Here is a 25,013-nt window from a genome sequence, read left to right as displayed (position 1 = left end):
TCGAGATTTGTGGGAGTTACTCCTTTTTTAATGTTCTAAACCCCTTATGTCTTAAGGATTGTTATTTATGAAATTCATTCGTTATTTAAAACAATTATGTGCAACCAGTAAATTTAACAGAAAATCGAATCATGGTATACTAAATAAAAAGGCAGGTGATTCTTTATGGATTACATCAGTCGAGAGCAATTTGACAAAATCGTTAACAATAAATCATTAATCGCTTTAGATGAGTTAGTAAATGCAATTGAAAGTTTAGGCTACTCAGTCGCAATCGAGAAAAAGCCTCAACTAACAGAAAAACAAAAAAAATATATGACAAAAGCAATTTTTAATAATAAGGAAATTTTAGAGCAATTAAAGGAAGCCTCTTCAAACCAAGATTATATTAAGGATGATAAAGAAGCAATAAAAATTATTCGAGAGGCCAGGAATGATGGATAATAAATTCCGTGTAACTTGGGAAAGAACGGCTCTTCGGAATCTTGGGAAATTTTTTAACATTGATTATGAAAAAGTGTATTTTCGAACAAAATTGCTGCTTTCTCATAATCCTTATGAACTTGCTGAAGGCGTTGCGGATTATCCAGGTTTTGAGTTTAATGGATACTTCTGGACTTTAATTAACAATGTTATTATTGTTTATAGAATTTTAAAGGAAAAAGAACAAGTATTAGTAGAGGCTTGTTATTATGCTAATACAGAAATATCACATCAAATTTTTTGGGGTATTAACCCTGAAGAAGAGCGATGAATCGAAAATCGAACTCCCCCCTTAATGTTTTCCCCTTAAAGATTTCCATCGTTACTAGGATGCTTATCCCTTTCCGGTTTTGATAAATTAGAAGAGCACCATTAAAGTAATTAATTTCCTATTACTTATAAGTTCTTATTTTTTGTACAATAATAGTACTACACCCAATTATAAATTCTTAATTATACCTTTAGCGAGGGATATCTATGGAAGATTTAAAAATTCGTTTGCAGACGGCATTAAGAGAATGTGAGCGTTTAAGAGATGAAAATAAACGGCTAAGATATCTTCTTGGTATTTCGGAAACAACACCATTACTAAACAAAAATCGTATTATAACAAAGAAATCTACTATAAAAGACAAAATTAAATTGTATAGAAGCTTATTCAAAGGAAGACAGGATGTTTATGCACAACGCTGGGAATCAGCAAAAAGCGGAAAATCAGGTTACTCACCTGCATGTCAAAATGAATGGCATCCATCATTATGTGAAAAGCCAAACATTAAATGCTCTGAATGCTTAAATAGAAAACTTATTCCTATTTCTGATCAAACAATCAATGACCATCTTAACGGAGATCATACAATGGGGATCTATCCGCTATTAGAAGATGAAACTTGTTGGTTACTTGCAGTTGATTTTGATAAAAAAAACTGGAAAGAAGATGTTTCTGCATTTTTAAATACATGCGATAACTTTAAAGTCCCAGCTAATATTGAACGATCACGTTCGGGTAATGGAGCCCATGTTTGGATCTTCTTTGAAACGCCTATCCCCGCTTCTCTTGCTAGAAAAATGGGATCAGGCTTATTATCTACCACACTTAATACCAGATACCAAATTGGTTTGGATTCATATGATCGCTTATTTCCAAATCAAGACACACTTCCTAAAGGAGGCTTTGGAAATTTAATAGCCCTTCCTTTACAGCTTCACCCTGGTTACAACGGGAATAGTCTTTTTGTTAATAGAAATTTTGAACCCTTCCGAGATCAATGGACCTATTTATCAACTGTTCAAAAAATGTCCTTGGAAACTGTAAAAAATATTGTAAACCAAACTAAAGATGAGAATGTTAGTTTACAAATTTCAACAAGCGATAAGGTTAATGAGAATACCACCCTATTTCCAAAAGAGATTAAGCTTGTATGCAAAAATGGCATTTATATAGAAAAAAGAAATCTTCCACCTTCTATCATAAATCAATTAATACAATTAGGTACGCTTAACAATCCAGAGTTTTATAAAGCGCAAAAGAAACGCCTTTCTACCCATGGTATTAAAAGGAAAATTGACTGCGTCGAAGATTATCCATCATATATCATTTTACCGCGCGGGGCTTTAGAAGACGTCGAAAAGTTATTCAATGATCATTCTATTAATACTATTATTTGTGATCACAGCAATGTTGGAGAAAAGCTAGATATTACTTTAAAAGGTCAATTAAGGCCACAGCAACAAGAGGCTGTATCGAAACTTCTTCAATATAATAATGGCATTTTATCCGCAACTACTGGATTTGGGAAAACAGTCGTTGCCGCATCGTTAATTGCTGAAAGAAAAGTAAATACGCTTATTATTGTTCATCGTAAACAATTACTCGAGCAATGGACTGAACAACTTTCTAGTTTTTTAGAAATAGATCCAAACTCTATTGGGCGAATTGGCGGCGGAAAAAACAAGCCGACTGGTAAAATTGACGTCGCAACCATTCAAAGTCTTAATCATCAAGGTAAAGTAAAAGATGGCATAAATCAATATGGTCAAATTATCGTAGATGAATGTCATCATATCTCAGCATTTAGTTTTGAACAGGTTTTAAAAAAGGCAGCCGCAAAATTTGTTCACGGCCTAACTGCTACACCAACTAGAAAAGATGGACTTATCCTATCATTTACATGCAATGCGGTCCAGTGCGTTTTAAAGTAAGTGCTAAAAAGCAAGCACGGGTTCGACCATTTGAACACCTTATTATACCTAGGTTTACACATTTTAAAAGCTCTTTGAAAGAAGAAAGAAAAATATTTCAAAATCTATCTGGAGAATTAGCCATGGACGAAAAACGTAATGAGCTAATATTCGATGATGTTCTTAAGTCATTAGATAAAGGTCGATCGCCAATAATCATTACCGAACGTATCGCTCATATAGAAAAATTAAAATGTAAATTTCAAGGTTTTGTAAAAAATTTGATCGTTTTAACTGGTGGAATGACTGCTAAACAGGAGCGTAATGAATTAAACAAATTAAAAACAATTCCTAATGATCAGGAGCGGCTTCTTATTGCAACGGGTAAATATATTGGCGAAGGGTTTGATGATAGTCGATTAGATACTCTTTTCCTTACCTTACCAATTTCATGGAAAGGAATATTAAGCCAATACGTTGGAAGGTTACATCGGCTGAATGATAATAAACAAGTTGTACAAGTGTATGATTATGTCGATCACCGTGAACCTATACTTCAAAAAATGTACGAAAAACGCTTAAAGGGATATAGGAGCCTAGGTTATAAATTACTTACTGAAACAACTAATGAAAATGAACAGCTGCGTTTATTTTAGTTATAAAAAGAAAAGTAGTAAACAAACCTTTTCATTAAGATTCCAAAATGTCCATAAATGTAACTGTGAAAAATCGATAAATGTTATTACAACAAACAAAATCAAAACACTATTAAAAGCGATAAGGTGAAACTTCCATTAGCGGAAGTTTCATCTATAATATTCCTTTATATCGCAAATGCTTTAAAAAGTTATTTTAATATCGCTGTTTTAATGCCCTTTTTCAATATATTCTGATCTTCAATCTTCTTTTCGAAAAGAGGAAGACTAGCTTCATGTTCAGCTTTTTCAATCAAACATTCTAAATCATATAATTCTTGCAGGTCAAAAAGGCTTCCTTGTTGTATAATAGTCATAGGGAGTCTTCCTCCAGTCTTATGAGTTTGTGTGGTGCTTACTCAATTCGACATTTGGGGAGGTACTCATTTTTTTGTGTTCTGAATCCCTTGTGGCTCAAGGGTCGATATGAAATTCATTCATATTATAATTCATTCCAATGACCTCGTTTTTTTAAAATAAGTTAAAGGCTGTAACAACTAATGAAAATACAAAGAAATGTTTGTTTTAGTTATACAAAGAAATGTAGTATACATACCTTTTTATTGAGATTTAGAAATACCTGAAATTCTAGCTGAGAAAAAGGCCTAGTTGTACAGCCTGCTAATGTAATTATCTACGAACACCAAAAAATAATCCATTTATTACCTTTATCTTGAAATTAGGACCTAGAATGGGTTACTTTTTCTACATTTGTAAATTTGGACATCCATCACTACACTATTTCACAAACTGCCATTATTCACATATCTTCTCTTAATTTTTCGATCTCCTCAATAGACACCTGTGTAAGTTTAGCGGTTTCTTTAATACTGTAACCTTCTAATAACATGTTCCTTGCAATTTCTTTTGCTGCTTCTTGTTTTCCTTCTTTAATTCCTTTTTGTAATCCTTTTTGCAATCCTTTTTGTAATCCTTTCTGTTCACCTATTTCTTCTGCCTCTTTTTTGTATTTCTTTATAAGATATTTGGCAAATGGTGTGTCTTCAATGGATAAGTTCATACCGGCATCCTCCTTATTTACCATTTCTTCCATTTCCCGCTCATATGTCTTTTCATCTTCTTTGGGCAACCGTATAATATGATCAATAAATGCGAATAAATTTTGTATGGTTTTCTTACTATATTTTTTACCACCCGGCTCGTTTTTAAGCAATAACCTCATTAACTGTAATTTAAATTCCAGTTTCTTATTTGGATCTTTTTTGCCTTTTATAAGATAAAGTCCTGCCAAAAAATCTCGTAAACTTAAAAAAACCAGCCCTATCACAAAAGGGCTGGTTTACTTACTTTCTAAATTACATCACATTTTCTTCAGCAGTAATCATTAAATCCCCTGCTGCTTTAATCCTTACCTGTGTAGCGTTACCTGGCAAGTAAGCGAGTGGTACATCCTCAATATCAACAATGTTGCAGCGCTCCTTATCTGCTCCGGCCTTTATTGCTTCGTCAATAGCCATTTGTTTAGCCAGCTCTAATGTTTTTTCCCGGCCATGCTCATCAAGAGAAAAAACTCGTTCGACTTGCCCGCTGACTTGAGCAATTGCGGATCCGATAGCGTTGGCGACACCAAAATGATTGGGTCGGATGACTTCAGATGCCCCTTCTAGCTTGTCTGGAACAAGGATGCTTCCGCCGCCGACTAATATAACCGGAACTGGTTCGGCGCTTGTCTTCATACGGTCAATCGCTGTCTCAATGTGCTCAACCATTGCTGCGTAAATCTTCTCTAGCAATGCTTTATCCAAGTGGCTGACCTTTGTCGGATCGCCCAGATCGGCAAACCCTAATCCGACAACGACATCTGTTGTTGTTAAAGTGTCTCCCCCGTAAATGAATGCTTTTTCTGTAATCTTGTAACCGACACTGTCAGGACCGATTGTAAAAGATTCATCTTCATGTATACGGATGACGGTGCCGCCGCCAAGGCCAACTGATACAAGATCCGGCATCCTGAAATTCGTTCTTGCTTCGCCAATTTCAACGGCAAGAGATGGTTCTCTTGGGAATGATCCGGCTAAAACGCCAACATCAGTCGTCGTTCCTCCCACATCAACAACAAGCGCGTTATCATAACCTGTTAAATAAGAAGCGCCCCGTAAACTATTTGTCGGACCGCAGGCAATTGTAAGAATTGGGTATTTGAGTGCATAATCTACAGACATCAAAGTACCGTCGTTTTGCCCCAAAAAGACCTTTGCTTCAATTCCCTCTGCTTTTAGTGCATTGACAAAACCATTGACTGTTGTATGTGCGACATTTACAACGGAGGCGTTTAAAATTGTCGCATTTTCCCTTTCCAGTAAACCGACACTTCCAATTTCAGATGACAATGAGACTGGTAAATCATTTCCTATTACCTCTTTTAATATTTCTTGCGCCCTTTCTTCATGTTTTCTTGAAACAGGTGAGAAAACTGATGTCACTGCAACAGAATCAACTTCACCTTTAATTTCTTCGAGGTGTTACTTTTCGTTATCTCCCGCCTAAACATTAATGATTCTCTTACGTTTTTGAGGTGGGCGTCTTACGGACGGTTGCACCGGGATAAAAATAATAATGATTGGTAATCTCCCTATCAAGAAGTTACCAATCATATATTTTAATCCAAAAGGCTATTATTATTACCGCCTTGAAAAACAGTCACCGGCGTATTCCCCGGTGTCACAAGCACTGGCCACCAGAAAGGCGAGCCGCGCCAGCCTTTGATCTCTTCCCCTTTTTGCCTTAATAAAATAAGCGCTGGAACTTTAGTCGCAACTTTTCTTGCAAGCTTCAATTCGCTGTCTTTACCTCTTGCCGTATCAGGGGAATCTATAAACCGGCCGTCCTCTCTTGTACGGGAACTGTCCCGCTCTGTTTTAACAATAACCCAAATATGACCTGTCTCTTTCCCTTCAGCATTAAGCGATAAATATTCCATACATGAAATGAAGGATTTTACATCCCAAGGAGTACCGTCCTTATCATCAAAAGTAGCGTTAATCTTTTCAATAATTTGCACAGCCCTTTTTACATTAATAAGATACGGCTTTTTAAAATTGCCGCGTTCCATGATCAATCGATCTAGTTCTTTAACTGTTTTTGAAATATAAGTTTTATAACCCGTTTGAAAGCCTGCAGGCAAAAGCCGTTTAAAAGGTTTTAACGTGGTAGTTGTTGACAGGATCAGCTTGTTCGGACTGCATGGAATGATTTTGTTCCTGCTGTCCTTTTGGATAAAAACAACACCATTGTTATGTCCGCCCTTCTCAAAGGCATTTCTCAATGCCGAATCGAATTCGTGGATATTTTTCATAACATCATAAATTTCTATTGTCGTATAAAAGCGGGTGACAGCAAGATCTTCAAGAGGACGGTAACCGAACATTCTGGAGTGCTGCAGGACCGTATCTTGCTGGAATCGCCGCGGGCTTCTGCCATAATAAAAGCCGATGAGATTACCAATTGTAACACCTCGGTCCAGAATCTGCCCCCCGACAAAAACGTTTAGAGGTGTTCTCAATTTTAATTGCCCGGTATCATCTAATAGTTGATTAATGTCATTCTCTGAATTTACCTTTGTCACCATCAAATAGTCTTGTTTAATAGCTAATAATACCTGGCACTTGACTTCTTCGTATTTTGGAGCAGTACCATCTATTAGACAAATAGATTTAATTAAGTTGTTATAAGCACTTTTAATTAATTGTTCAAGAACAAGCGGATCGTTGGCTAATGCTTGTCTAAGCTGCTCTTTGACAGCTATAACAATGGATTCCTGCCACTCATGGGTCCCTTTTCGCTGCTCCGTATGAATAATAAAGCTATATTTCTTAGGCTTGATTCCTTTATCTTGGTCCTGCAGGCGCCGAATAATCCCGCCAACCATAAAAGTCATGATTGCATTTCTAAGCGACTTAACTTTATGACTCTTTAAGGCTTGTTCAATTTTAAAACGGCGCCGGTCCTCTTTCTTTAACACGAGTAATTCATCATTAGTAATTGGCTCATATATACAGGAAGCTATTGATTTATTTTCTTCACTTTCCTCAAAATAATATTCCCCGCCAATATATTCTTTTGGCACTGGAACTAATTCGGTAAAAGCCGGTCTTACCGGCTTAAATGTTTTCGATGATTCATTTATTTTTAATTCTTCTGGCTGTAAATAAAGCGAGTACGGTGTCGCGGTCACTTGCAGGAAATCCGAATGCTTTAAGTCCTTTCTAAGCTGGTCAATTTGACCTGCAATTCTATTAATCTCAATGATCTCCTTATCTGTTTTCTTAAAACCAATGCTTGCAAAGTCCGCTTCATCATCTATAATTAATACTCTTTTATTAGAAAGGCATGGATAAGTTTCAAAAAACGCTTTAAACAGCTTGTTCAAATTATGCATTTCTTTCTTAACGACGAGCAGCAGTTTTTGATCTAATTCATAATTTATAAGATTATCAGGCATCGTCATAATATCAAAAATTTGTACAACATCTTCATCTCTGAAGGATGCGAATTCCTTTTTTAACCGCTCATAGGTTTGTTGGGCCAGTGCCCTTGTTCCTTTTGTCAAAACGACGGCAATATCATAGCCATTATCAAAAGCAAGTGCAGTAACACCTATAAAGGTTCTCGTCTTACCGCTTTGGATCTTTCCCAGCAGCATCCCCGGACGATTAATGTTTGTATCATTTTCGATCAGTTTTTTTACCGTATTTTCAATACATTGCTTTGTTTCTATTGAATATTGATTAATTTTACTAAGCCTTTGATAAAAAAGGCCATTTTTCTGTATTTCTGTCGTAATCATGTTGTCTCCTAATATGGCCGTTTATTATATGTAACATTTGAGTCTAACTAACTATATAGTAACATTTTTTGTTCCGGTAATTTCAATTTCCTTCATTGAATTAACTTTAAACTATTTCAAAATTATATTTTTTGAAAAGTAAAATATCCCGCTATAATCCATGCAACTCGTCAATCAAGTCTTGAAAATGCTGTTTTTTTCTATCTGTAGAATCATAATATGAAATGAGACCGTCTATTAGAGGATCTGTTAATATATGAGAAAATAACCCTCCGACATATTGATATGCTTCTTCTTTTGTATTGTAGACACAGAAGTCAGCGATGTTCCACTTTGAACCATCAAAGCTTAATGAAATCCAATATTTTGATATGTATGCCGGTTCATTTATATTTTTATAATAGAAATCCAATTTATCCTTGCCGTGTTCCGCTATCCCCAAAATTTTTAAATTCATCGTACCGTTCTTGCCTATTTGTACCCGCAACATTGATTCTCTCTCCTTTCAGAAACATTTATTTCCAAAAAGGAGAAATTATATAGCCTGCTTACTTTGTTTATATTTTATTTTTTCAATCCAATACGGCTTTCAACATCTAACAAATAAAAGAATAATATTTGTTTAGTATTTTTTAACTATTTATTAAGATGAAATAGTTTTCCAAGATTTAATTGTTTGAATATAGGATTTTTTATTGTATTATGTATACATAACACATAACACATAACACATAATACTTAATACTTAAGTCGAAGGAGGTTAAACAATGTCACGGTTAAATGTCGGTCCAGCAGTAAAAAAAGACACAATTCAAGAACTGACTTATAAACAATTAAAAAAAGCCATACTAACGGAACAGTTATCGCCCGACTTATTTTATACCGAGACTGACTTGGCAGAAGCCCTGCAAATTTCCCGTACGCCTGTAAGGGAGGCTGTCAAAGAACTGATCGGTGCTGGACTGCTGATATCCGTACCAAGAAAAGGTCTAAAGATTAGAGAATATACCCAACTAGAAATTGAACAAATTTTTTTATTAAGAAAAGTCATCGAGCCTGAAATTCTATCCAAACTTTTGAAAACGGTTACTGCTGAACAAATTAAAACATTAAAAGAACTCGTCTGCCGTCAAGAAGAAGCTATCGAAAAAAAAGATGAGCTTGGCTTTATTGAGCTTGATCAGAAGTTCCATTTATCCCTTATTACATGGACTGATTACAATATCATAGAAGAAATGATTATAAAACTTCATAACATCACTCGTTTGATTGGTCATAAAGCCATTAGGAAACAAAAACGAATGGAAGAAGTTATTGAAGAACATCGTAAAATTATTGAAGCGCTAGAACAAAAAGACGAAGCACCATGTAAAAAGGCTATGAATCATCACTTGGAGAAAACCGAACAATCTTACCGATTAATAGATAACCAATAAAAACTTTGAGAATGGAGCGTTATTTTACATGCATAAGTTAAAATTCATTTTACCCAATCAAGAAATCATTGAATTCAATGTAGAGAAAGCCTTATGTATTGGCTATTCAGGCAGAAATCAAGAAATGGTGAAAAAGCATATCGAAGAATTAAGCCGTGAAGGCATTGCACCGCCGCCAACTGTACCAATGATTTATCCTGTCAGTGACATTTTAGTTACACAAAATGAAACCATCGATGTTCTAGGCGAAAAAACATCAGGAGAAGTAGAATTTGTACTTCTAAAAAGTAAAAATACGACTTATTTAACAGTCGGATCAGATCATACTGATCGGGAACTCGAAGGTTATAGCATTCCTTATGCCAAGCAAGCAACACCAAAACCTGTTGCCAAATATGCATGGGCGGTTGATGAGTTAGTTGAACATTGGGATGACATTATGTTGACTTGTGAAATTAACATAGAAGGACAATGGGAGACTTATCAAGAAGGTCAAGTTTCATCTGTTATGCATATATCTGACATTCTAACACTAACCGAAAAAAGAGGAAATTTAAATGAGAATGGCAATGTGCTTTTCGGGGGAACCGTACCGATTCTTGGCGGCTCATTTAAATATGGGGATAAATATCGTTTAACCATGCATGATCCGGTAACGAATCGAAAGATAACCCACGAGTATGCTGTTCGTGATATTTCCGTAAAAGAATAAAGTGAAATTTCCATCAGCGGGGGTTTCCTTCATCCCCCGCTTTCTTACGGACGGCTGCACCGAGATAAACAAGAGAATTTCATTTTAAAGTAGTCATCAATCAATACGATATAAGGAGGGGAGATATACCATGTCAAAAAAACGTACTCATCTTAGATGGTGGCTTGCATTTATTTTCTTTTTAATAGGTCTTATCGCTTACATGGACCGATCAAATATTTCTGTTGTGGCGACACCGATGATGCATGACTTTCACATGAATAAAGTTGAATTCGGATTCTTAAATTCATTATATTCCCTTGGTTATGCTATTGCACAAATTCCATCTGGACTTCTTAGTGAACGTTATGGCTCACGCTTTATTGTTGCCTTCGCCATGTTCTGGTGGTCTGTTTTTACTATTTTCACCGCTGTAGCGAGGTCGTATGGTGTTCTCGGAGCCGTTCGATTTCTTTTTGGTATAGGCGAAGGTCCGATGTATCCAGGTAATGCGGTATTTAATACGTATTGGTTTCGGAAACAGGAAAAAGGAAGAGCTTCAAGTGCTTTGTTAGCAGGTTCCTACTTTGGACCGGTGATAGCTCCTATTATTACAATTGCTATTTATAATGCTTGGGGATGGCACGCAGTATTCTATGTCTTTGGTCTTATTGGATTTATTGTTACAGTCATTTGGTTTCTTCTTGGCAGAAATAAACCTGAAGAGCACCCAAAAATCAGTAAAGAAGAACTTGAATTGATCCTCGAAGAAAGAACTGTTGAAAAAGAAAAGAAAAAAGTTGCACCTTGGGGTAAGTTATTAGCAAATCCCCGTTTCTGGATTTTTGGATTACAATACTTCGTGACACTCTACATCGTCACCCTTTTCCTAGTTTGGCTGCCGACTTATTTTCAGGAAGCTCGTCATATGTCACTTGCAAACTCCGGATTTGCGGCTAGTTTGCCTTGGTTGGCAATCTTTATAACAGTCATGACTGGCGGAGCCATCTCTGATAAAATGGTTAAAAACGGTAAGTCCAAGATGGCAGCAAGAGGCGGTTTGGCCATAGGCGGTCTCATTATTTTTGCTGTCTCAATGTATCTTGCGTCGCATTCTACTACAGCTGCAATGAATATTTTATGGCTAACGATTTCGCTTGGAGCCCTTGGATTCCCGGTTGTCACATCATGGGCAAGTGCACTTGACCTTGGTAACGAATATTCAGGTTCAGTATCCGGATGGATGAATTTTTGGGGCAATCTTGGAGCGTTTTTATCACCGCTTGTTTGTGGTTGGTTATCTCAAACCATTGGCTGGGAATGGACACTGCTGTTTAGTATTATCCCAATCTTAATCTCAATCTTTATGTGGTTAGGTATCAAACCAGACAAACCGCTTATCCGTAATTAAAGGAGGAAATAACATGACAATGGTAAATTCAATCAAAGTGGCTAGTGTTCAACTTGAGATTCCGGATAAGGAGTCAAAAGAACAACGAATTGAACGCGTGGATAAGATGTTGGATAACTTGAAAGATCAAGACCTTATTCTTCTTCCAGAAATTTGGGCCACCGGCTATTTTGCATTTGATCTTTATACGAATGAAGCAGAGCCGTTAGACGGGCCGTTTGTACAACGTTTTTCCGCAAAAGCAAAAGAATTAAACGCGTGGTTATTTGCCGGTAGTTTTGTAGAAAAAGACGGCGATAATTACTATAATACTAGTGTTTTATTTAATCGCGAGGGAAAAATGGTTGGTACCAGCCGAAAAATTCACCTGTTCCGTTACGGTTCACTGGAAGGAGAGATATTGACTGCGGGGGATACGCCGGCAGTCGTGGATACTGAATTTGGGAAGGTTGGTTTATCCACATGCTATGATCTTCGTTTCCCGGAACTCTATCGTGCTCAAGTTGATAAAGGGGCAAAAATATTGCTTATTACTTCAGCTTGGCCTCACCAGCGTCTTGAACATTGGAAGCTGTTTAATGCAGCTCGTGCCCTGGAAAATCAATGCTTCCTTATATCAAGTAATTGTGCGGGAACAACAAAAGGCGTCCTTATGTCAGGACATAGTCAAATTGTTGATCCTTGGGGAGTCGTTATGGCATCAGCCGGGGAATTTGAAACGATAGTCAAAAGTGAAATTAACCTCGATCAGATTGATCAAATTCGTAAAACTTTCCCTCAGCTGAAGCACCGTGTGTTGCGGTAAATTAATGTCAAGAAAGGCGGGCTAGCCCCGCCTTTTTTTTGGACAAAGAATCATAAGGCTTGGCAGGACTGGAGACAAGTGACGTCAAATATGTACTGTAAAATCTGTTAGTAATAACTAATAACTGCCTAATAGGCAGTAACGATAAGGGGGAAGCTAATGACAGAATGGCTTACGATCAAAGAATTAGCCGAAAGAACAAATATAACTGACAGTTCAATTCGTCGCTATATCTCCAACTTTCCAGACTTTTTTGCTCATCGCGGGGGACAACGCGGCAGAAGATATGAAGATTCAGCCGTAAAGGTATTAGCACGAATTAAAACACTTTATGAAGAAAGATTCGAAACAGCTGATGTTGAAGCCGCTTTAAAAAATGAGTTTCCTAAAATAATTGATGACGATAAGCCGGATGATTCTGAGAACGATCCAGCATTTGCCGCTGATGAAGATGTTACAAGTTTTAAAAAAACAGAGTTAGATTTAACCGATAATGTTAAAGAACTTGAACATGCTTACAAAGAGGATAGCCACCGACGAGACCAACAGTTGATGAAGGTACTTAGGGAGTTTCAGGAAACAAAGCAAATTGCGGCAGCCACAGAACCGGACGAGGAACAGCCAGCAAAAAAAACTGGATTTTGGACCAGACTTTTCAGTAAAAAATAATGCTGCCTATTAGTGAGCAGCTAATTAAAGGTCAGCCACCCTTTAACTTGAAGGGTGGTTTATTTTTATTTAGAATAAAACATCTTTTACATAAACTTTTTTGGAATCTAACTCTCTCATCTTTCTGATTTTCTTGACTTAGTTTCTCATTTGGCTGAGAAAAATTAAAACCTATTTCTTTCATTATTTTCCGACATCAAGTATGATAAATATATAAAATTCTCAAAACGGTTACCTTTTCTGATACTTATATTTTATAATAGGATTAGCAAAATGTCATTTTTTGACGAAGAATTAGGCGGAAATTAACTTTGACTACTTTTAAACAATTGATTATAGCCACCAAAATAATCTATCAAATGTGAGGTGTTTTAACAATGATTGGAATTGGTGAAAGAAAACTCCCCTACACATATGCGTTTAATCCAGAAGAAATCCGTTATTTACGGTGCTTAAGAAACATGTCCCTCAGTGCTTTTGGAGAAGCTTGCGGCATTGACGAAATGATACTAAGCAGGTTAGAGACTGGGTCAATAAAATATAGTCCGCTGTACGATTTAAAGGTGAAAAGAGGATGTGAAGTGTTAGCCATCAGTGCCGCTGAAATCCAGACCGCCCGTACATTGATTGCACTTAAATATGAAATAGAAAAAGGAAGCAGTCAATAAGGTGTACCGCCATTGGAATTCATTCAACCATAATTTCTTACACTTATGTAATTTAACTTAACGAAGGAATCTTAATTGTTTCAGTGGCCTGTCTTTGTATTTAGTTAAGAAATAAAGTTATTAAAATTTAAAGACGCTCCTTTCCATTGATGAAAGAGCGTCTTTTTATTAGCCGGTTATTTTACTATATCGCGCAGCTGTTGATTCACGTTATCAGTGCACAAGCCGCCATGATAACAAATAACAGATTGAATATCATATTCAGTAAATTTCTTTATAGATTGAAGAGCAAGGTCCATATCAGGTGTAAATGGCGGGTTTGGACCGATAAGACGGCCATTTTCACTAACAATGGCATCACCAGTGATCAGTGTTTTGCTTTTCTCTAAGTACAGGCTGATATGGCCCGGTGTATGTCCCGGTGTATAAATAACTTTAATGCCTCCGCAATAAGGCAATTCTTCTTGATCGGCAACCGTTTTATCAACTTTTGCCTTAGGAGGGGTCATTTTTTCCGCCCGCTCACGATCCATTTTCATCAAGAGTTTTTCGCCTTCGATGTACGGCTTATCTGCTTCATGAGCGATAACTTCAATTTTATTTTTTGATTGCTGAATAATTTCCGGAAGGCTGCCAATATGATCAAAGTCTTGATGCGTTAAAATAACAGTCGTAAGTTTATCGAATGAAACGCCTGCTTTTTCCATTTCTGCACGAATCTGATCTGCTTGTCCAGGTACTCCTGCATCAATTAAAACAACATTATCACTATCCCAAACCAAAGACGGATGTAAGGTCATTTGATGCCCTGTAACGTCAGTTTTTAATTCCAGCATTTCTACACCGTTTGCAATTTTCATGTCATACCAAAGCCCAATGGCTTTGGGACACCTCCTTATTATGGTTAGTGTTTCTTATATAATGGATTAATCTTTATCATTTTATCATGACGCTGATTTTAGCGAAAACAAATGCCTCTCCTCTAATCACATCGGAAAAGAAGGATAAATAAAAAAAGTGCAGAGGAGCAGTTCCCTACACTTTTCTTTTCCAGCCATTAATGCGCGGCATCAGAGTTATTAGACATATCTTGAGCTTTTTTTACTTTTAAAATAATGTAACAGCACGCGATAATAGCAAAAATGACAACTCCGACAACTTCGAAGTTTACTTCCGCTGATGGTTTAAAGAAAGTGATCATTTCATAAAGCGAAACGCCATAGGCCAGTGCAACAATGATCCAGCCCATAACCTTTGAAGCAACTTGACCCATTTTGCCGGATTGATTAATCATCCTATAAGTAATCAATGAATCTGCTGTATCTGTGATCATCATACCAATCATAAATGTAAAGCCTAATATAACCGGCATGAAGCTTGCCTGATGGGCGGCTGCCAACGCCCACACTGCCGTTTGACTGACTGTATCAGCAGCCGCGGCAAAAAAGACGCCTGTCAAAATAATGACAAATGGATTGGTCGTTTCCCGGAACAGTTTAGGAATCATTTTTCCTTTAATACCGCTCGGTTGATATTCTTGATTTTTGGCTGTTTTTAATAGGTTATAAAGATTAAGGGTGCCAATTAAAAATAAAGAAATAATAGAAACCCATGATCCAATAGCATCAAAATAACTTGGGTAAGTAAAATGCCTGCTCACTGTGCCAAGAATAATAGCAATAACAACAACAACAGAGGCATGTCCAAAGGAAAAGAAAGTCCCTACCCAGCGGGCAAACGGACTATTTTCCTTCCAATTAAACCGTGCAACACCGTCAATATATGCGAGATGATCAGCATCCAAGCCGTGCCGGATTCCAAGTATAAAGACTACGAGGATTAATATTAAAGTTGACATTCACCGTTTCATCCTTTGTTATAAAATTACCTTCAATATTTACCCCATTTTGATTCACCATTGCCATAAATGATTCCTCTATTTATGGCAAAAAAATATTAATATTTTCTAAGAAAGACAGGCTTCCTGTTAAACCATTCTTGACGAATCATTTGATGGCAACGGGCAAAGATGCTTTCAATCTGCTGGGTCGATGCCGCTAATACCCGGAGAGTAAAACCGGGGACGGGCAAGAGCGAGAGGCCGACACTGTATTGCGATGTATTAACTTCTAATGACTCGTACAAACGATCGAGAAACTCAGCATTTACTTGCTCCCCAATAACAATCATTGAACCTAAATGAGTAAAACCTTCCATAAATCCAATTTCATAAATAATCTGCTCTAATGGATTTAATTTAATATGATCATAGACAACCAGACGGTCATCCATATAAATTTCATTTTTTAACTGAAGCATATCGTATGCAAACAATTCCCCATCCGGAGACCATCCTGGAGTAAGTATATCCGTATAGAGAAATGTCGAGCCTTTTTCCATGCGAATAATATTTTTTTGCTTATACCGCGCATGACGATACGCAATAAGCGGATCGGGAATATACTCAAGATAACTTCCGGCCTTAAGAGAAATTTCAGTTTCCTGATAGACGGGCTGTGTTGGTGTTTTATACACTTTTGTTGCCGATTGTGTCGTCAGGAGCAATTCTGACTGCTCATTTAACAAAAATTCCATTTTATAGCGATCCCCGTTTAAATAACCGCCGCCCGGATTTAATATATAATAACAGGCTTGTCCTGATCCATCATAATAATGAGGGCGCTGTACTTTGAAAGCACCCTGAAAAAATATATCTTTCGCGACTGTTTTTCCCAGTCTATTTTCTGCCTCTAACCGTAAGATACCTGTCCAATCTTTCATATCAATCCAATCCTACTAATAATGCATTTTGTTTGATCCAATCTATCACTTTATCAAGTCCATCATTTTCTTTTAAATTTGTAAATACAAATGGTTTATCACCGCGGAAGACTTTTGTGTCAGATTCCATCACTTCGAGACTTGCGCCAACATAAGGCGCCAAGTCCGTTTTATTAATAATGAATAAATCAGATTTAATCATTCCCTGCCCGCCTTTACGCGGGATCTTTTCACCTTGTGCTACGTCAATAATATAAATAGAAAAGTCTACGAGCTCAGGGCTGAATGTTGCGGCGAGATTATCACCGCCGCTTTCAACTAATATCAATTGTACATCCGGATGGCGCTTTTTCAAATCTTCAATGGCGGCTACATTCATAGAGACATCTTCCCTTATTGCTGTATGAGGACATCCCCCGGTTTCAACGCCAATAATCCGATCTTCAGGCAATACACCGCTTCTAATTAGAATTTTAGCATCTTCTTTTGTATAGATATCATTTGTGACTACTGCCATGCTGATCTCATCACTCATAAACCTCGTCAATCTTTCAGCCAACATGGTTTTTCCTGCTCCAACAGGACCGCCTAATCCGATGATAATTGGCTCCATTAAAAACACTTCCTTAATGATTACAAATTTAAGTGAATGTTCAAAAGAGGGCGGCAACTAATGCTTGTCCCAAGATCTTTTGAACATATTTTTAAGACATAAAAATTCGTATATTTACCCGTTCATGTTTCATTTGCGATAATTCAAGGCCTGGTGAAACAATACCGAAGTCATCTTCATCTAAACATTCAATTTTCTTAACAGCATCTTGTAAAAGTGATTGAAACTCTCTAATCGTTTTCTGTCCCGCTGTTTGACCTAATGGAATTCCCCGTACAGCATTTTGAACAAGACTTGAAATAGTCATATATAAATAATATAAAACAGCAGTGGATTTAGAAGCACTCAGGTGATGGGCAACCATCGTAAAGACAATAGCAGAATGACCAAAAGATTGATTGTTGTCTATACGGTTTCGATATAAAGAAAGAGCAGGCACATCATACAATGATTCGACAATACTCAGCATCCTTTCTCCGACCCTGTGTGTACCTTCTCTTGTTTCACGCGGGAGAATTTGGGCGATTAACATTTGATCAAGGTTCCATACCTTTTGAATGTCATCCTTTTCAAGTGCTTCATACACAAGGCGGCAAGCAAGTCCGTCTGTATAGACAAGCTGTTCATTTAAATAGACCTGAAGCCACTTAGAGAAAGTTTCCTTATTATATACTTTCCCCTCTTGGATGTATGTTTCCAAACCGAAGGAATGACTGAACGCTCCCGTTGGGAAGTTGGAATCGCATAACTGGATTAAAGGAAATAATTGATCATTCATGACTGTGTCCTATATGACGGAAAGCTTCTTTTACTTTCCTTTTCTCACGAGCGTATGGAATTCCGAGATCTTCAAGCAACTCTTCTACTAAGTAATCGTACTGTACAAGCATTTCATTATCTTCAAATTGTGCGGGTAAATGCCGGTTTCCCAGCTGATGGGCGATCGTTCCCATTTCCTTCAGGCTGCGCGGACGGATGATCAGTAAATCATCAGGCATGACGTCTACAATAATCATATTTTTGTCGTCCATATACAAGACATCACCAGCCATGAGATCTTTAGGATCACGAAGACGAATACCAATTTCTCTATTGTGATCTGTTTTTAATCTTTGAATACGTTTTACCAAGTGTCCGCTTTCAAGATAAACCTTTTCAATATGACGCTTTTTTAATTCTTCCGATTCCATATCATTAATGTTTGTAATAACTTTTTCGATAATCATTGCTCCACCTCAGAAAAGAAAATATCGTTGCCCCATTGGCACTTCATCAACAGGGTCGCAGGTCAATAACTCACCGTCCACCCTTACCTCATACGTTTGCGGGTCTACGGTTATTGCAGGTGTTTCATTATTAAGTTTCATATCTTTTTTCGTAAGGGTTCGAATGCCGCGGACAGGGAGAATCGTTTTTTCCAACCCAAGTTTATTTTTAACATCTTCATCAATCGCAGCTTTCGAAACAAACGTTATTGAGCTTTTCGATAAAGCTTTTCCATATGAAGCGTACATCGGGCGATATAAGTTAGGTTCGGGTGTCGGAATGGATGCATTAGGATCCCCCATCAGACTTTGGACAATCATGCCGCTTTTTAATACCATTTCAGGTTTCACGCCAAAAAACGCAGGTTTCCAAATAACGAGATCGGCTATTTTTCCAACTTCTATTGAACCAATATAATCAGAAACACCGTGGGTAATGGCAGGATTAATTGTATATTTGGCAACATAGCGTTTGACACGATTATTGTCAGCAATGCCTTTATCACCTGCCATTTTACCTCTTTGCTTTTTCATTTTATCCGCTGTCTGCCATGTGCGGAGAATAACCTCTCCAACCCGTCCCATTGCCTGGGCATCCGAACTGACCATGCTGAAGATCCCCATATCTTGCAAGATATCTTCTGCCGCAATCGTTTCACGGCGAATACGGGAATCAGCGAAGGCAATATCTTCTGGAACAGAAGGGTTTAAATGGTGACAAACCATCAACATATCAAGATGCTCTTCTATTGTATTAACCGTATAAGGAAGAGTCGGATTCGTAGATGACGGAAGAACATTTAAATAACTTGCTGATTTAATTAAATCCGGGGCATGTCCGCCGCCTGCGCCTTCGGTATGATACATATGAATGACCCGGTCTTTAATAGCAGCCATCGTATTCTCTAAAAATCCGCCCTCATTTAAGGTATCTGCATGAAGGGCCACTTGAACATCAAACTTGTCCGCGACTTTTAACGCATAATCAATGGCTGAAGCGGTTGCTCCCCAATCTTCATGAACCTTTAAGCCAATGGCGCCAGCTCTTACTTGTTCTGCTAACGGTTCTTCTGAAGCAGCTTGACCTTTTCCGGTGAAACCGACATTAATAGGCAACCCTTCTGCGGCTTCAAGCATCCGGTGAATATTCCATTCGCCCGGGGTAACGGTTGTAGCTCTGGAACCAGCGCTTGGTCCTGTACCTCCGCCAATTAATGTCGTTAAACCTGATGCAAGCGCCGTATCAACTTGAGAAGGATTAATAAAATGGACATGTGCATCAATGCCGCCGGCAGTTACAATCATTCCTTCAGCCGCGATAACTTCTGTCGATGCCCCAATAACAATGTCAACGCCTTCCATAACTAACGGGTTGCCGCTTTTACCAATGGCCATTATTTTCCCATTCCGTATACCGATGTCTGCTTTATAAATCCCGGTATAATCTATAATAACAGCGTTGGTAATAACCAAGTCGGGAATATTATCACCGCGGGTGACAAGTGGATGCTGCCCCATCCCGTCGCGAATAACCTTCCCTCCGCCAAAGACCACTTCATCCCCATAGACGGTATGATCTTTTTCTATCTCAATGATTAAATCAGTATCCGCCAGACGGACCGCATCACCTGTTGTCGGACCGTACATTTGGGCATATTGTTCTCTCGACATTTTAAAACTCATTTGCCACACCCGCTTTCGAGTTCCCTGTCTGTTTTATTGTTAAATCCGTAAACACGGCGTTCACCGGCGTAATCCACTAATTCAACTTCTTTTTTATCTCCAGGTTCAAAGCGTACTGCCGCTCCCGCCGGAACGTTTAAGCGGGTTCCGAAAGTTTCATCCCGGTTAAATTGAAGCGCCTCATTAACTTCATAAAAATGAAAATGAGAACCGACTTGAACCGGCCGATCACCTGTATTTGTAACCGTGACTTTCAATGTTTTTCTTCCTTTATTACAAAGAATATCTTCATCTTTTAAGAATAATTGCCCAGGCACAAACTTTCCTAGTTTCATAGATTACTAGCCTCCCAGCGTTTTATCTAATTGGGCTGTGTACAGTCACTAGTTTTGTTCCATCAGGGAAAGTACATTCCACTTGTATATCATCGATCATTTCCGGAATACCTTCCATGACATCTTCACGCTTCAAAATCGTTGCTCCATATTGCATCAATTCGGCAACTGTCTTTCCATCACGGGCACCTTCCATAATTTCGTATGTAATCATCGCTACCGCTTCCGGATAGTTTAACTTTAATCCTCTTTCCTTTCGGCGTTTGGCCAGATCTGCAGCTACAACAATCATGAGCTTCTCTTGCTCCCGAGGTGATAAACGCATACCAACCCTCCTTGCTGAATACCCATTTTACCTGGATAGAGTTTTTTCACACTAAAAACAAAAAGCACTCAAATCACCTATAGACTAATCTTAAATAGTCCTAAAGGGAACGAGCACCGTTAATAAAATTATAATCCTCCGCTTAAGATCTGTCGATTTTATTGTATCAATTGTCGAATTTTATACATATGTAATAACATTCAAATTCGCCCGTTAAAAGTAAAACAATCAAATTTTTGAAATAAACATGTGTCTTTAGACACAAAAAATCCCGTATAACGTTTTTTTATACGGGACATCATTCATATAGTTTCATTAAAGTATCACTGTTTCAAATAGTCAAATAATAATTCGTGGATTTTAGATTCAACATTTCCTAAATGGTCGTTCGATAAATTATTTTTAGGATGCGGATTAAACCATTGAATATCTCCTTTATGATATATGCCGCTATAATTACTTCCTAAAATATTTAAGGAAAATTGATGTCTCTCGTGTATTTGATCTTCAAACATTGGTTTTATCTCAAAATCTTTAAACATGATAACGCCTCCAATCTTTTTGGATATGCCTTTAAATAAATTATGTTCCTTTGTTTATAATAATAACCATCAAGGATTATAACTTGATGAGATAAAGATTAAAATTTGATGAGAAAACTGTTAGAAAATCAAATAAATGTTTTTTCTATTTTTCGAAGGTTTGCTATAATATTAGTCATTCTTTAAATAAGCGTTACAGCCCCCGGTAATCATGTACGGTTACTTAAAAACAGCAACAATATGCTAGTACAAAAGCCCTATTAATCTTCTAATAAAGAAAGAAGTGATTGTAATGCAAAATAGCAAACAAAGTTCATTTACTAACGGGGCATTTTTCTCATTAATATCAGCATCATTAAAAGGCATTTCGCAAGTCATTTTGATTGAGAACGCTTTGACCGGGTTGATCATTCTGATTGCCATAGCGATTGCTTCTCTTCCTATAGGGATCATCACCATTGCATCCGCACTTATAGGAACATTAATTGGACATGCAGGCGGGGCAGATCAAAAAACCGTCAAACAAGGCTTATTTGGTTATAATTCCGTTTTGGCGGGAATAGCATTATCGTTAAATTTAACCGGCGGTCAGCGCTGGATTATTGCTTTAGCCGGTGCGGCAGTTGCTGCTCTTTTGACGGCTGCGATGATGCATGTCATGCGCTCTTCCGGGATTCCGGTGCTTACGTTCCCTTTTATTGCTGTAACATGGATTGTGTTACTCGCTTCCTACCATTTAGGCTTGATCAAACTAAGTCCGAACCTGGTACCGCAGACTCTTTCCCATTGGAAATTGAGTACAATTGGCCATATAGATTGGAAGGATGGGTTGGTTCGCGGCATTGGTCAAATATTTTTGCAAGACAAGTTTTGGTCTGGGATTATAATTTTGATTGGCATATTCTGCGCCGGTTGGAAATTAGGCCTCTATACTGCCTTAGGAACAGTCATCGGCTGGGTATCAGCTTATATGCTAGGAGCAGATATTACCTCGATCAATCTAGGACTTTATGGGTATAATGCCGTATTAACTATTATTGCCGTTGCTGCAGTTTTCGATATCAGGAGTCGATTTGCGCCATTGACCGGGATTATAGCAGCCATCGTCACAGTACCAATCACAGCCGGTGTTGACTCTTATTTGTTGCCATTCGGGCTACCAGCTTTGACTATGCCTTTTGTACTTACTTCTTGGCTTTTTATTGGTGCAAGGAAGGTCTTCCCTAAGCTCTAGATAATTGAAATCTGCGGGATTTGATTTTTATGAACATACATAGGCATTTTTTCAACAAAAAAGTTTTTATTTCTATAAACTTTCTCTACCTTTATCCATGATGAAATGATAAAGGTTAAAAATACGGTCTTCTTGCCACATTAAACAAATAAGAATTAATATAAAAGTACACAACGGCGAACGAGGTGATCGAAATGACAAAGGAAGAAATAGAACAACGTATCATTGAGTTAAAATCTGATTATGTACGTATTCAAAGTGATCTTGAAAAGATGGAATCTGTTGGCGCAAATACCGAGAGGACTGAAAAGGTTCTTATAAAAATTGAAGAAGAACTTAAAGAAATGAGAAAGCAGTTGGCAAAGGCGAAGTAATAATCATACATTACTAAATTATCTCTCATTAAAAAACTGGCAGAATTCCTGCCAGTTTTTTAAATAAGCCGAGACTTCAATTTACTAAGGAAACAAATTTTATACCATCGTTGCTAACTTGTTGAGACGGTATTCTTTTCTTTACGCCCTCCGGCACTGGCCCTCCTTCGCCATATGCAATTGTTGTTCATCCAATGATTATAATCACAGTTTTGAAATAAAGTTGCACCGCTTAAGTACGCGAAAACCGCTTCCCCTTTAAATTAAGAAGAATTGATTTCAGTGTTTAAATAACATTTTTAGGCATATAGCAACGATTCATCGTTCCTTTTTATATATAGTTCTCTATATTTTCCTACCTTTATCCCCTTTAAAAATGGGAAAATTGCCTTCTTGGGTTTATTCCCTGTATTACGTAAAATGAACTGTAGTCGGGTAAGGGTTACAAAATATTCAATATATTAAAATATTATAATGGCAATAGCTATTTATTTTAAAAAAATAAACAACAAAAGGGGGCGTTGAAGAATTGAAAAAGGTCTTAGTCTCAGCTTTATTTTTAGCTTTGGTGATTTTAGTCATATCACTTGAATTCGGATTTAAAAGTGTATATGAAGATTCTTGGCATTACAGTAAAACTATAAATTATACCGAAAAATCGAAATGGTCTACATTATTATCAGCCCCAGCAGCTGCAGATCTTAATGGATCAAAAAAAGGTAATTGGATCCAATATTCCGATAAACAGTATTTTAGAATGGTTGGAACAACTTTTCAAACGAAACACGTTATTAAATTTTACAAAGACAAGGCTCATAAAAGGAAAATTGAAACCCAAACATATTTAACAAATGATAACGGCGGCCCTAAGATATAGCTGTACGTCTTTATGAGGTATAGCCGGTAAAACACGGATTTACATCATTAAGAATTTTTGTTTATAAATTTTTACTACGTAATGAATAAATATTACGGATGATGATCCGCTCCTGTACCATAACTATATAGTTGCATTTTCTTTCGTCTGTGATAATTGGGCCGAAAACATCTGCTGTGTAAAAATTACATGAAAGGGGCTTTATGATGAATAGTATAGATCATTCCTTAAAGGCGAAAAAATTCTCCAAGCTTCATAAACAAAATACTGTTTTTGTACTCCCAAACGCTTGGGATGTCATCAGTGCTAAAATATTTGAGGAGTGTGGGTTTGAGGCAATAGGGACAACAAGCGCAGGTATCGCTGCTTCTTTAGGGTTCAAAGATGGACAGAATATACCCTTGGAAAAAATGATCGGGACAATTAAAAACATCGTGAGCTCTGTAAATATTCCCGTCAGCGCGGATATCGAAGCCGGATATGGATCAACCGTAAATGAAGTGTTAAATACTGTAAAGAGGGTCATAGAAGCTGGAGCAGTCGGAATTAATATTGAAGACGGTACAGGGGATCCTGAACATCCTGTTTTTGATATTTCATTACAAAAAGAAAAGATCAAGGCCATTAAAAATCTTTCTATTTCAACCGATACTGCATTATTTATTAATGCACGTACTGATATGTATTGGTTAGATGTTGGCAATCCCTATCAGCGTTTTCAAGAAACAATAAAAAGGGCTGAAGCTTACGAGGAAGCTGGCGCCGATTGTATATTTGTTCCTGGCTTAAATGACTTGGAGGTTATTCGTGCCCTTCGCCAAAAAATTTCTTGCCCAATTAATCTATTGGTGAGTCCGGAAATGCCTTCTACAACGGAGCTTTCAAAAATTGGAATAGAAAGATTAAGTTGCGGATCTGCTCCCTTTAGATCTACTGTGACTTTACTTAAGGAAATTTGTGAAGAGATTAAAAACCAAAGAACTTTTCACCGAATAACGGAGAATGTTTTGTCCTATGGAAAAGTAACCGAACTTATGTAAGAAGGAAGACTTAATAGCGGCATAATAATTAGAACCAATACGAAGTGAAATAAAGAATGTGGAGAAAAGTATAATTTTTCTCCACATTCCATCGACAC

General features: G+C 37.4%; 28 protein-coding genes and 1 pseudogene. 14 read left to right on the top strand and 15 right to left on the bottom strand.

Annotated elements, in window-relative coordinates; all coding sequences use genetic code 11:
- The first annotated feature begins 165 nt into the window (after positions 1-165).
- The 4 genes from ACFQRG_RS13725 to ACFQRG_RS13710 all read left to right on the top strand — a co-directional run bounded on the left by ACFQRG_RS13725 (position 166) and on the right by ACFQRG_RS13710 (position 3,320).
- Positions 166-444: a hypothetical protein gene (locus ACFQRG_RS13725; RefSeq protein WP_380966926.1), complete on the top strand. Its 279-nt coding sequence runs from the start codon at positions 166-168 to the stop codon at positions 442-444.
- Positions 434-754: a hypothetical protein gene (locus tag ACFQRG_RS13720; protein ID WP_380966924.1), complete on the top strand. Its 321-nt coding sequence runs from the start codon at positions 434-436 to the stop codon at positions 752-754. Before ACFQRG_RS13725 ends, ACFQRG_RS13720 begins: the two co-directional genes overlap by 11 nt.
- A 206-nt stretch (positions 755-960) precedes the next feature.
- Positions 961-2,685: a TOTE conflict system archaeo-eukaryotic primase domain-containing protein gene (locus ACFQRG_RS13715; RefSeq protein ID WP_380966921.1), complete on the top strand. Its 1,725-nt coding sequence runs from the start codon at positions 961-963 to the stop codon at positions 2,683-2,685.
- 122 nt (positions 2,686-2,807) lie between these two features.
- Positions 2,808-3,320: a DEAD/DEAH box helicase gene (locus ACFQRG_RS13710; RefSeq protein WP_380966919.1), complete on the top strand. Its 513-nt coding sequence runs from the start codon at positions 2,808-2,810 to the stop codon at positions 3,318-3,320.
- 191 nt (positions 3,321-3,511) lie between these two features.
- Here the strand turns inward: ACFQRG_RS13710 and ACFQRG_RS13705 are convergent, their stop codons facing one another.
- From ACFQRG_RS13705 to ACFQRG_RS13685, 5 genes and pseudogenes are all read right to left on the bottom strand, one after another.
- Positions 3,512-3,676, bottom strand: a complete 165-nt coding sequence (locus tag ACFQRG_RS13705) for a hypothetical protein (protein ID WP_380966917.1) — start codon at positions 3,674-3,676, stop codon at positions 3,512-3,514.
- Between the two features lie 443 nt (positions 3,677-4,119).
- Positions 4,120-4,611 carry an RpnC/YadD family protein gene (locus ACFQRG_RS13700; RefSeq protein ID WP_380966915.1) on the bottom strand — a complete coding sequence of 164 codons (492 nt, stop codon included), beginning with the start codon at positions 4,609-4,611 and terminating at the stop codon, positions 4,120-4,122.
- Positions 4,612-4,675: 64 nt separating this feature from the next.
- Positions 4,676-5,833, bottom strand: a pseudogene (locus ACFQRG_RS13695) (hydantoinase/oxoprolinase family protein); the annotation flags it as partial.
- A gap of 146 nt (positions 5,834-5,979) precedes the next feature.
- Positions 5,980-8,166 (bottom strand): Z1 domain-containing protein, encoded by a 2,187-nt coding sequence (locus ACFQRG_RS13690; protein WP_380966913.1) that lies wholly within the window; start codon positions 8,164-8,166, stop codon positions 5,980-5,982.
- 151 nt (positions 8,167-8,317) lie between these two features.
- Entirely contained in the window at positions 8,318-8,656 is a 339-nt protein-coding gene (locus ACFQRG_RS13685) for a hypothetical protein (protein WP_380966911.1), read from the bottom strand.
- A gap of 277 nt (positions 8,657-8,933) precedes the next feature.
- Between ACFQRG_RS13685 and ACFQRG_RS13680 the strand changes: the two genes are divergently transcribed.
- From ACFQRG_RS13680 to ACFQRG_RS13655, 6 genes are all read left to right on the top strand, one after another.
- Complete coding sequence (locus ACFQRG_RS13680) at positions 8,934-9,602, top strand: GntR family transcriptional regulator (RefSeq protein WP_380966909.1); 669 nt, start codon at positions 8,934-8,936, stop codon at positions 9,600-9,602.
- 28 nt (positions 9,603-9,630) lie between these two features.
- Entirely contained in the window at positions 9,631-10,314 is a 684-nt protein-coding gene (locus tag ACFQRG_RS13675) for a DUF2848 family protein (protein WP_380966908.1), read from the top strand.
- Positions 10,315-10,444: 130 nt separating this feature from the next.
- Complete coding sequence (locus ACFQRG_RS13670; RefSeq protein ID WP_380966906.1) at positions 10,445-11,704, top strand: MFS transporter; 1,260 nt, start codon at positions 10,445-10,447, stop codon at positions 11,702-11,704.
- 13 nt (positions 11,705-11,717) lie between these two features.
- Positions 11,718-12,509 (top strand): carbon-nitrogen family hydrolase, encoded by a 792-nt coding sequence (locus ACFQRG_RS13665; RefSeq protein WP_380966904.1) that lies wholly within the window; start codon positions 11,718-11,720, stop codon positions 12,507-12,509.
- A 159-nt stretch (positions 12,510-12,668) separates the two neighbouring features.
- Positions 12,669-13,178: a MerR family transcriptional regulator gene (locus ACFQRG_RS13660; RefSeq protein WP_380966902.1), complete on the top strand. Its 510-nt coding sequence runs from the start codon at positions 12,669-12,671 to the stop codon at positions 13,176-13,178.
- 377 nt (positions 13,179-13,555) lie between these two features.
- A complete protein-coding gene (locus tag ACFQRG_RS13655) occupies positions 13,556-13,846 on the top strand; it encodes a hypothetical protein (RefSeq protein WP_380966900.1) in 291 nt (96 codons plus the stop codon).
- 176 nt (positions 13,847-14,022) lie between these two features.
- On the opposite strand, the gene ACFQRG_RS13650 is transcribed toward ACFQRG_RS13655, so the two are convergent.
- From ACFQRG_RS13650 to ACFQRG_RS13605, 10 genes are all read right to left on the bottom strand, one after another.
- Positions 14,023-14,706 carry an MBL fold metallo-hydrolase gene (locus ACFQRG_RS13650; RefSeq protein ID WP_380966898.1) on the bottom strand — a complete coding sequence of 228 codons (684 nt, stop codon included), beginning with the start codon at positions 14,704-14,706 and terminating at the stop codon, positions 14,023-14,025.
- 197 nt (positions 14,707-14,903) lie between these two features.
- Entirely contained in the window at positions 14,904-15,704 is an 801-nt protein-coding gene (locus ACFQRG_RS13645; protein ID WP_380966896.1) for a HoxN/HupN/NixA family nickel/cobalt transporter, read from the bottom strand.
- Positions 15,705-15,802: 98 nt separating this feature from the next.
- Positions 15,803-16,627 (bottom strand): urease accessory protein UreD, encoded by an 825-nt coding sequence (locus ACFQRG_RS13640; RefSeq protein ID WP_380966894.1) that lies wholly within the window; start codon positions 16,625-16,627, stop codon positions 15,803-15,805.
- Position 16,628: 1 nt separating this feature from the next.
- Entirely contained in the window at positions 16,629-17,240 is a 612-nt protein-coding gene (gene ureG, locus ACFQRG_RS13635; RefSeq protein ID WP_380966892.1) for an urease accessory protein UreG, read from the bottom strand.
- 91 nt (positions 17,241-17,331) lie between these two features.
- Positions 17,332-18,018 carry an urease accessory protein UreF gene (locus ACFQRG_RS13630; protein WP_380966890.1) on the bottom strand — a complete coding sequence of 229 codons (687 nt, stop codon included), beginning with the start codon at positions 18,016-18,018 and terminating at the stop codon, positions 17,332-17,334.
- Complete coding sequence (ureE, locus tag ACFQRG_RS13625; RefSeq protein ID WP_380966888.1) at positions 18,011-18,466, bottom strand: urease accessory protein UreE; 456 nt, start codon at positions 18,464-18,466, stop codon at positions 18,011-18,013. Before ureE ends, ACFQRG_RS13630 begins: the two co-directional genes overlap by 8 nt.
- 9 nt (positions 18,467-18,475) lie before the next feature.
- The gene (gene ureC / locus ACFQRG_RS13620; RefSeq protein WP_380966886.1) at positions 18,476-20,188 is read right to left on the bottom strand and encodes an urease subunit alpha; all 1,713 of its coding nucleotides are present in this window, start codon (positions 20,186-20,188) and stop codon (positions 18,476-18,478) included.
- Entirely contained in the window at positions 20,185-20,523 is a 339-nt protein-coding gene (ureB, locus tag ACFQRG_RS13615; RefSeq protein ID WP_380966884.1) for an urease subunit beta, read from the bottom strand. Before ureB ends, ureC begins: the two co-directional genes overlap by 4 nt.
- Before the next feature lie 22 nt (positions 20,524-20,545).
- A complete protein-coding gene (locus ACFQRG_RS13610) occupies positions 20,546-20,848 on the bottom strand; it encodes an urease subunit gamma (protein ID WP_380966882.1) in 303 nt (100 codons plus the stop codon).
- A gap of 323 nt (positions 20,849-21,171) precedes the next feature.
- Positions 21,172-21,390, bottom strand: a complete 219-nt coding sequence (locus ACFQRG_RS13605; RefSeq protein WP_380966880.1) for a DUF5342 family protein — start codon at positions 21,388-21,390, stop codon at positions 21,172-21,174.
- A 292-nt stretch (positions 21,391-21,682) separates the two neighbouring features.
- On the opposite strand from ACFQRG_RS13605, the gene ACFQRG_RS13600 reads away from it, so the two are divergent.
- The 4 genes from ACFQRG_RS13600 (at position 21,683) to ACFQRG_RS13585 (ending at position 24,915) form a co-directional block, all read left to right on the top strand.
- The gene (locus ACFQRG_RS13600; protein ID WP_380966878.1) at positions 21,683-22,624 is read left to right on the top strand and encodes an urea transporter; all 942 of its coding nucleotides are present in this window, start codon (positions 21,683-21,685) and stop codon (positions 22,622-22,624) included.
- Positions 22,625-22,818: 194 nt separating this feature from the next.
- Complete coding sequence (locus ACFQRG_RS13595; RefSeq protein WP_380966876.1) at positions 22,819-22,998, top strand: SE1832 family protein; 180 nt, start codon at positions 22,819-22,821, stop codon at positions 22,996-22,998.
- A 529-nt stretch (positions 22,999-23,527) separates the two neighbouring features.
- Positions 23,528-23,875, top strand: a complete 348-nt coding sequence (locus tag ACFQRG_RS13590; protein ID WP_380966874.1) for a hypothetical protein — start codon at positions 23,528-23,530, stop codon at positions 23,873-23,875.
- A 206-nt stretch (positions 23,876-24,081) separates the two neighbouring features.
- A complete protein-coding gene (locus ACFQRG_RS13585) occupies positions 24,082-24,915 on the top strand; it encodes an isocitrate lyase/PEP mutase family protein (protein ID WP_380967038.1) in 834 nt (277 codons plus the stop codon).
- Positions 24,916-25,013 lie beyond the last annotated feature (98 nt).

The sequence above is a fragment of the Scopulibacillus cellulosilyticus genome (genome assembly GCF_042665295.1).
Classification (GTDB): Bacteria; Bacillota; Bacilli; order Bacillales; family Sporolactobacillaceae; genus Scopulibacillus_A; species Scopulibacillus_A cellulosilyticus.
Note: the sequence above shows the minus strand (reverse complement) of the source record. Positions and strands in the feature narration are given on the sequence as shown.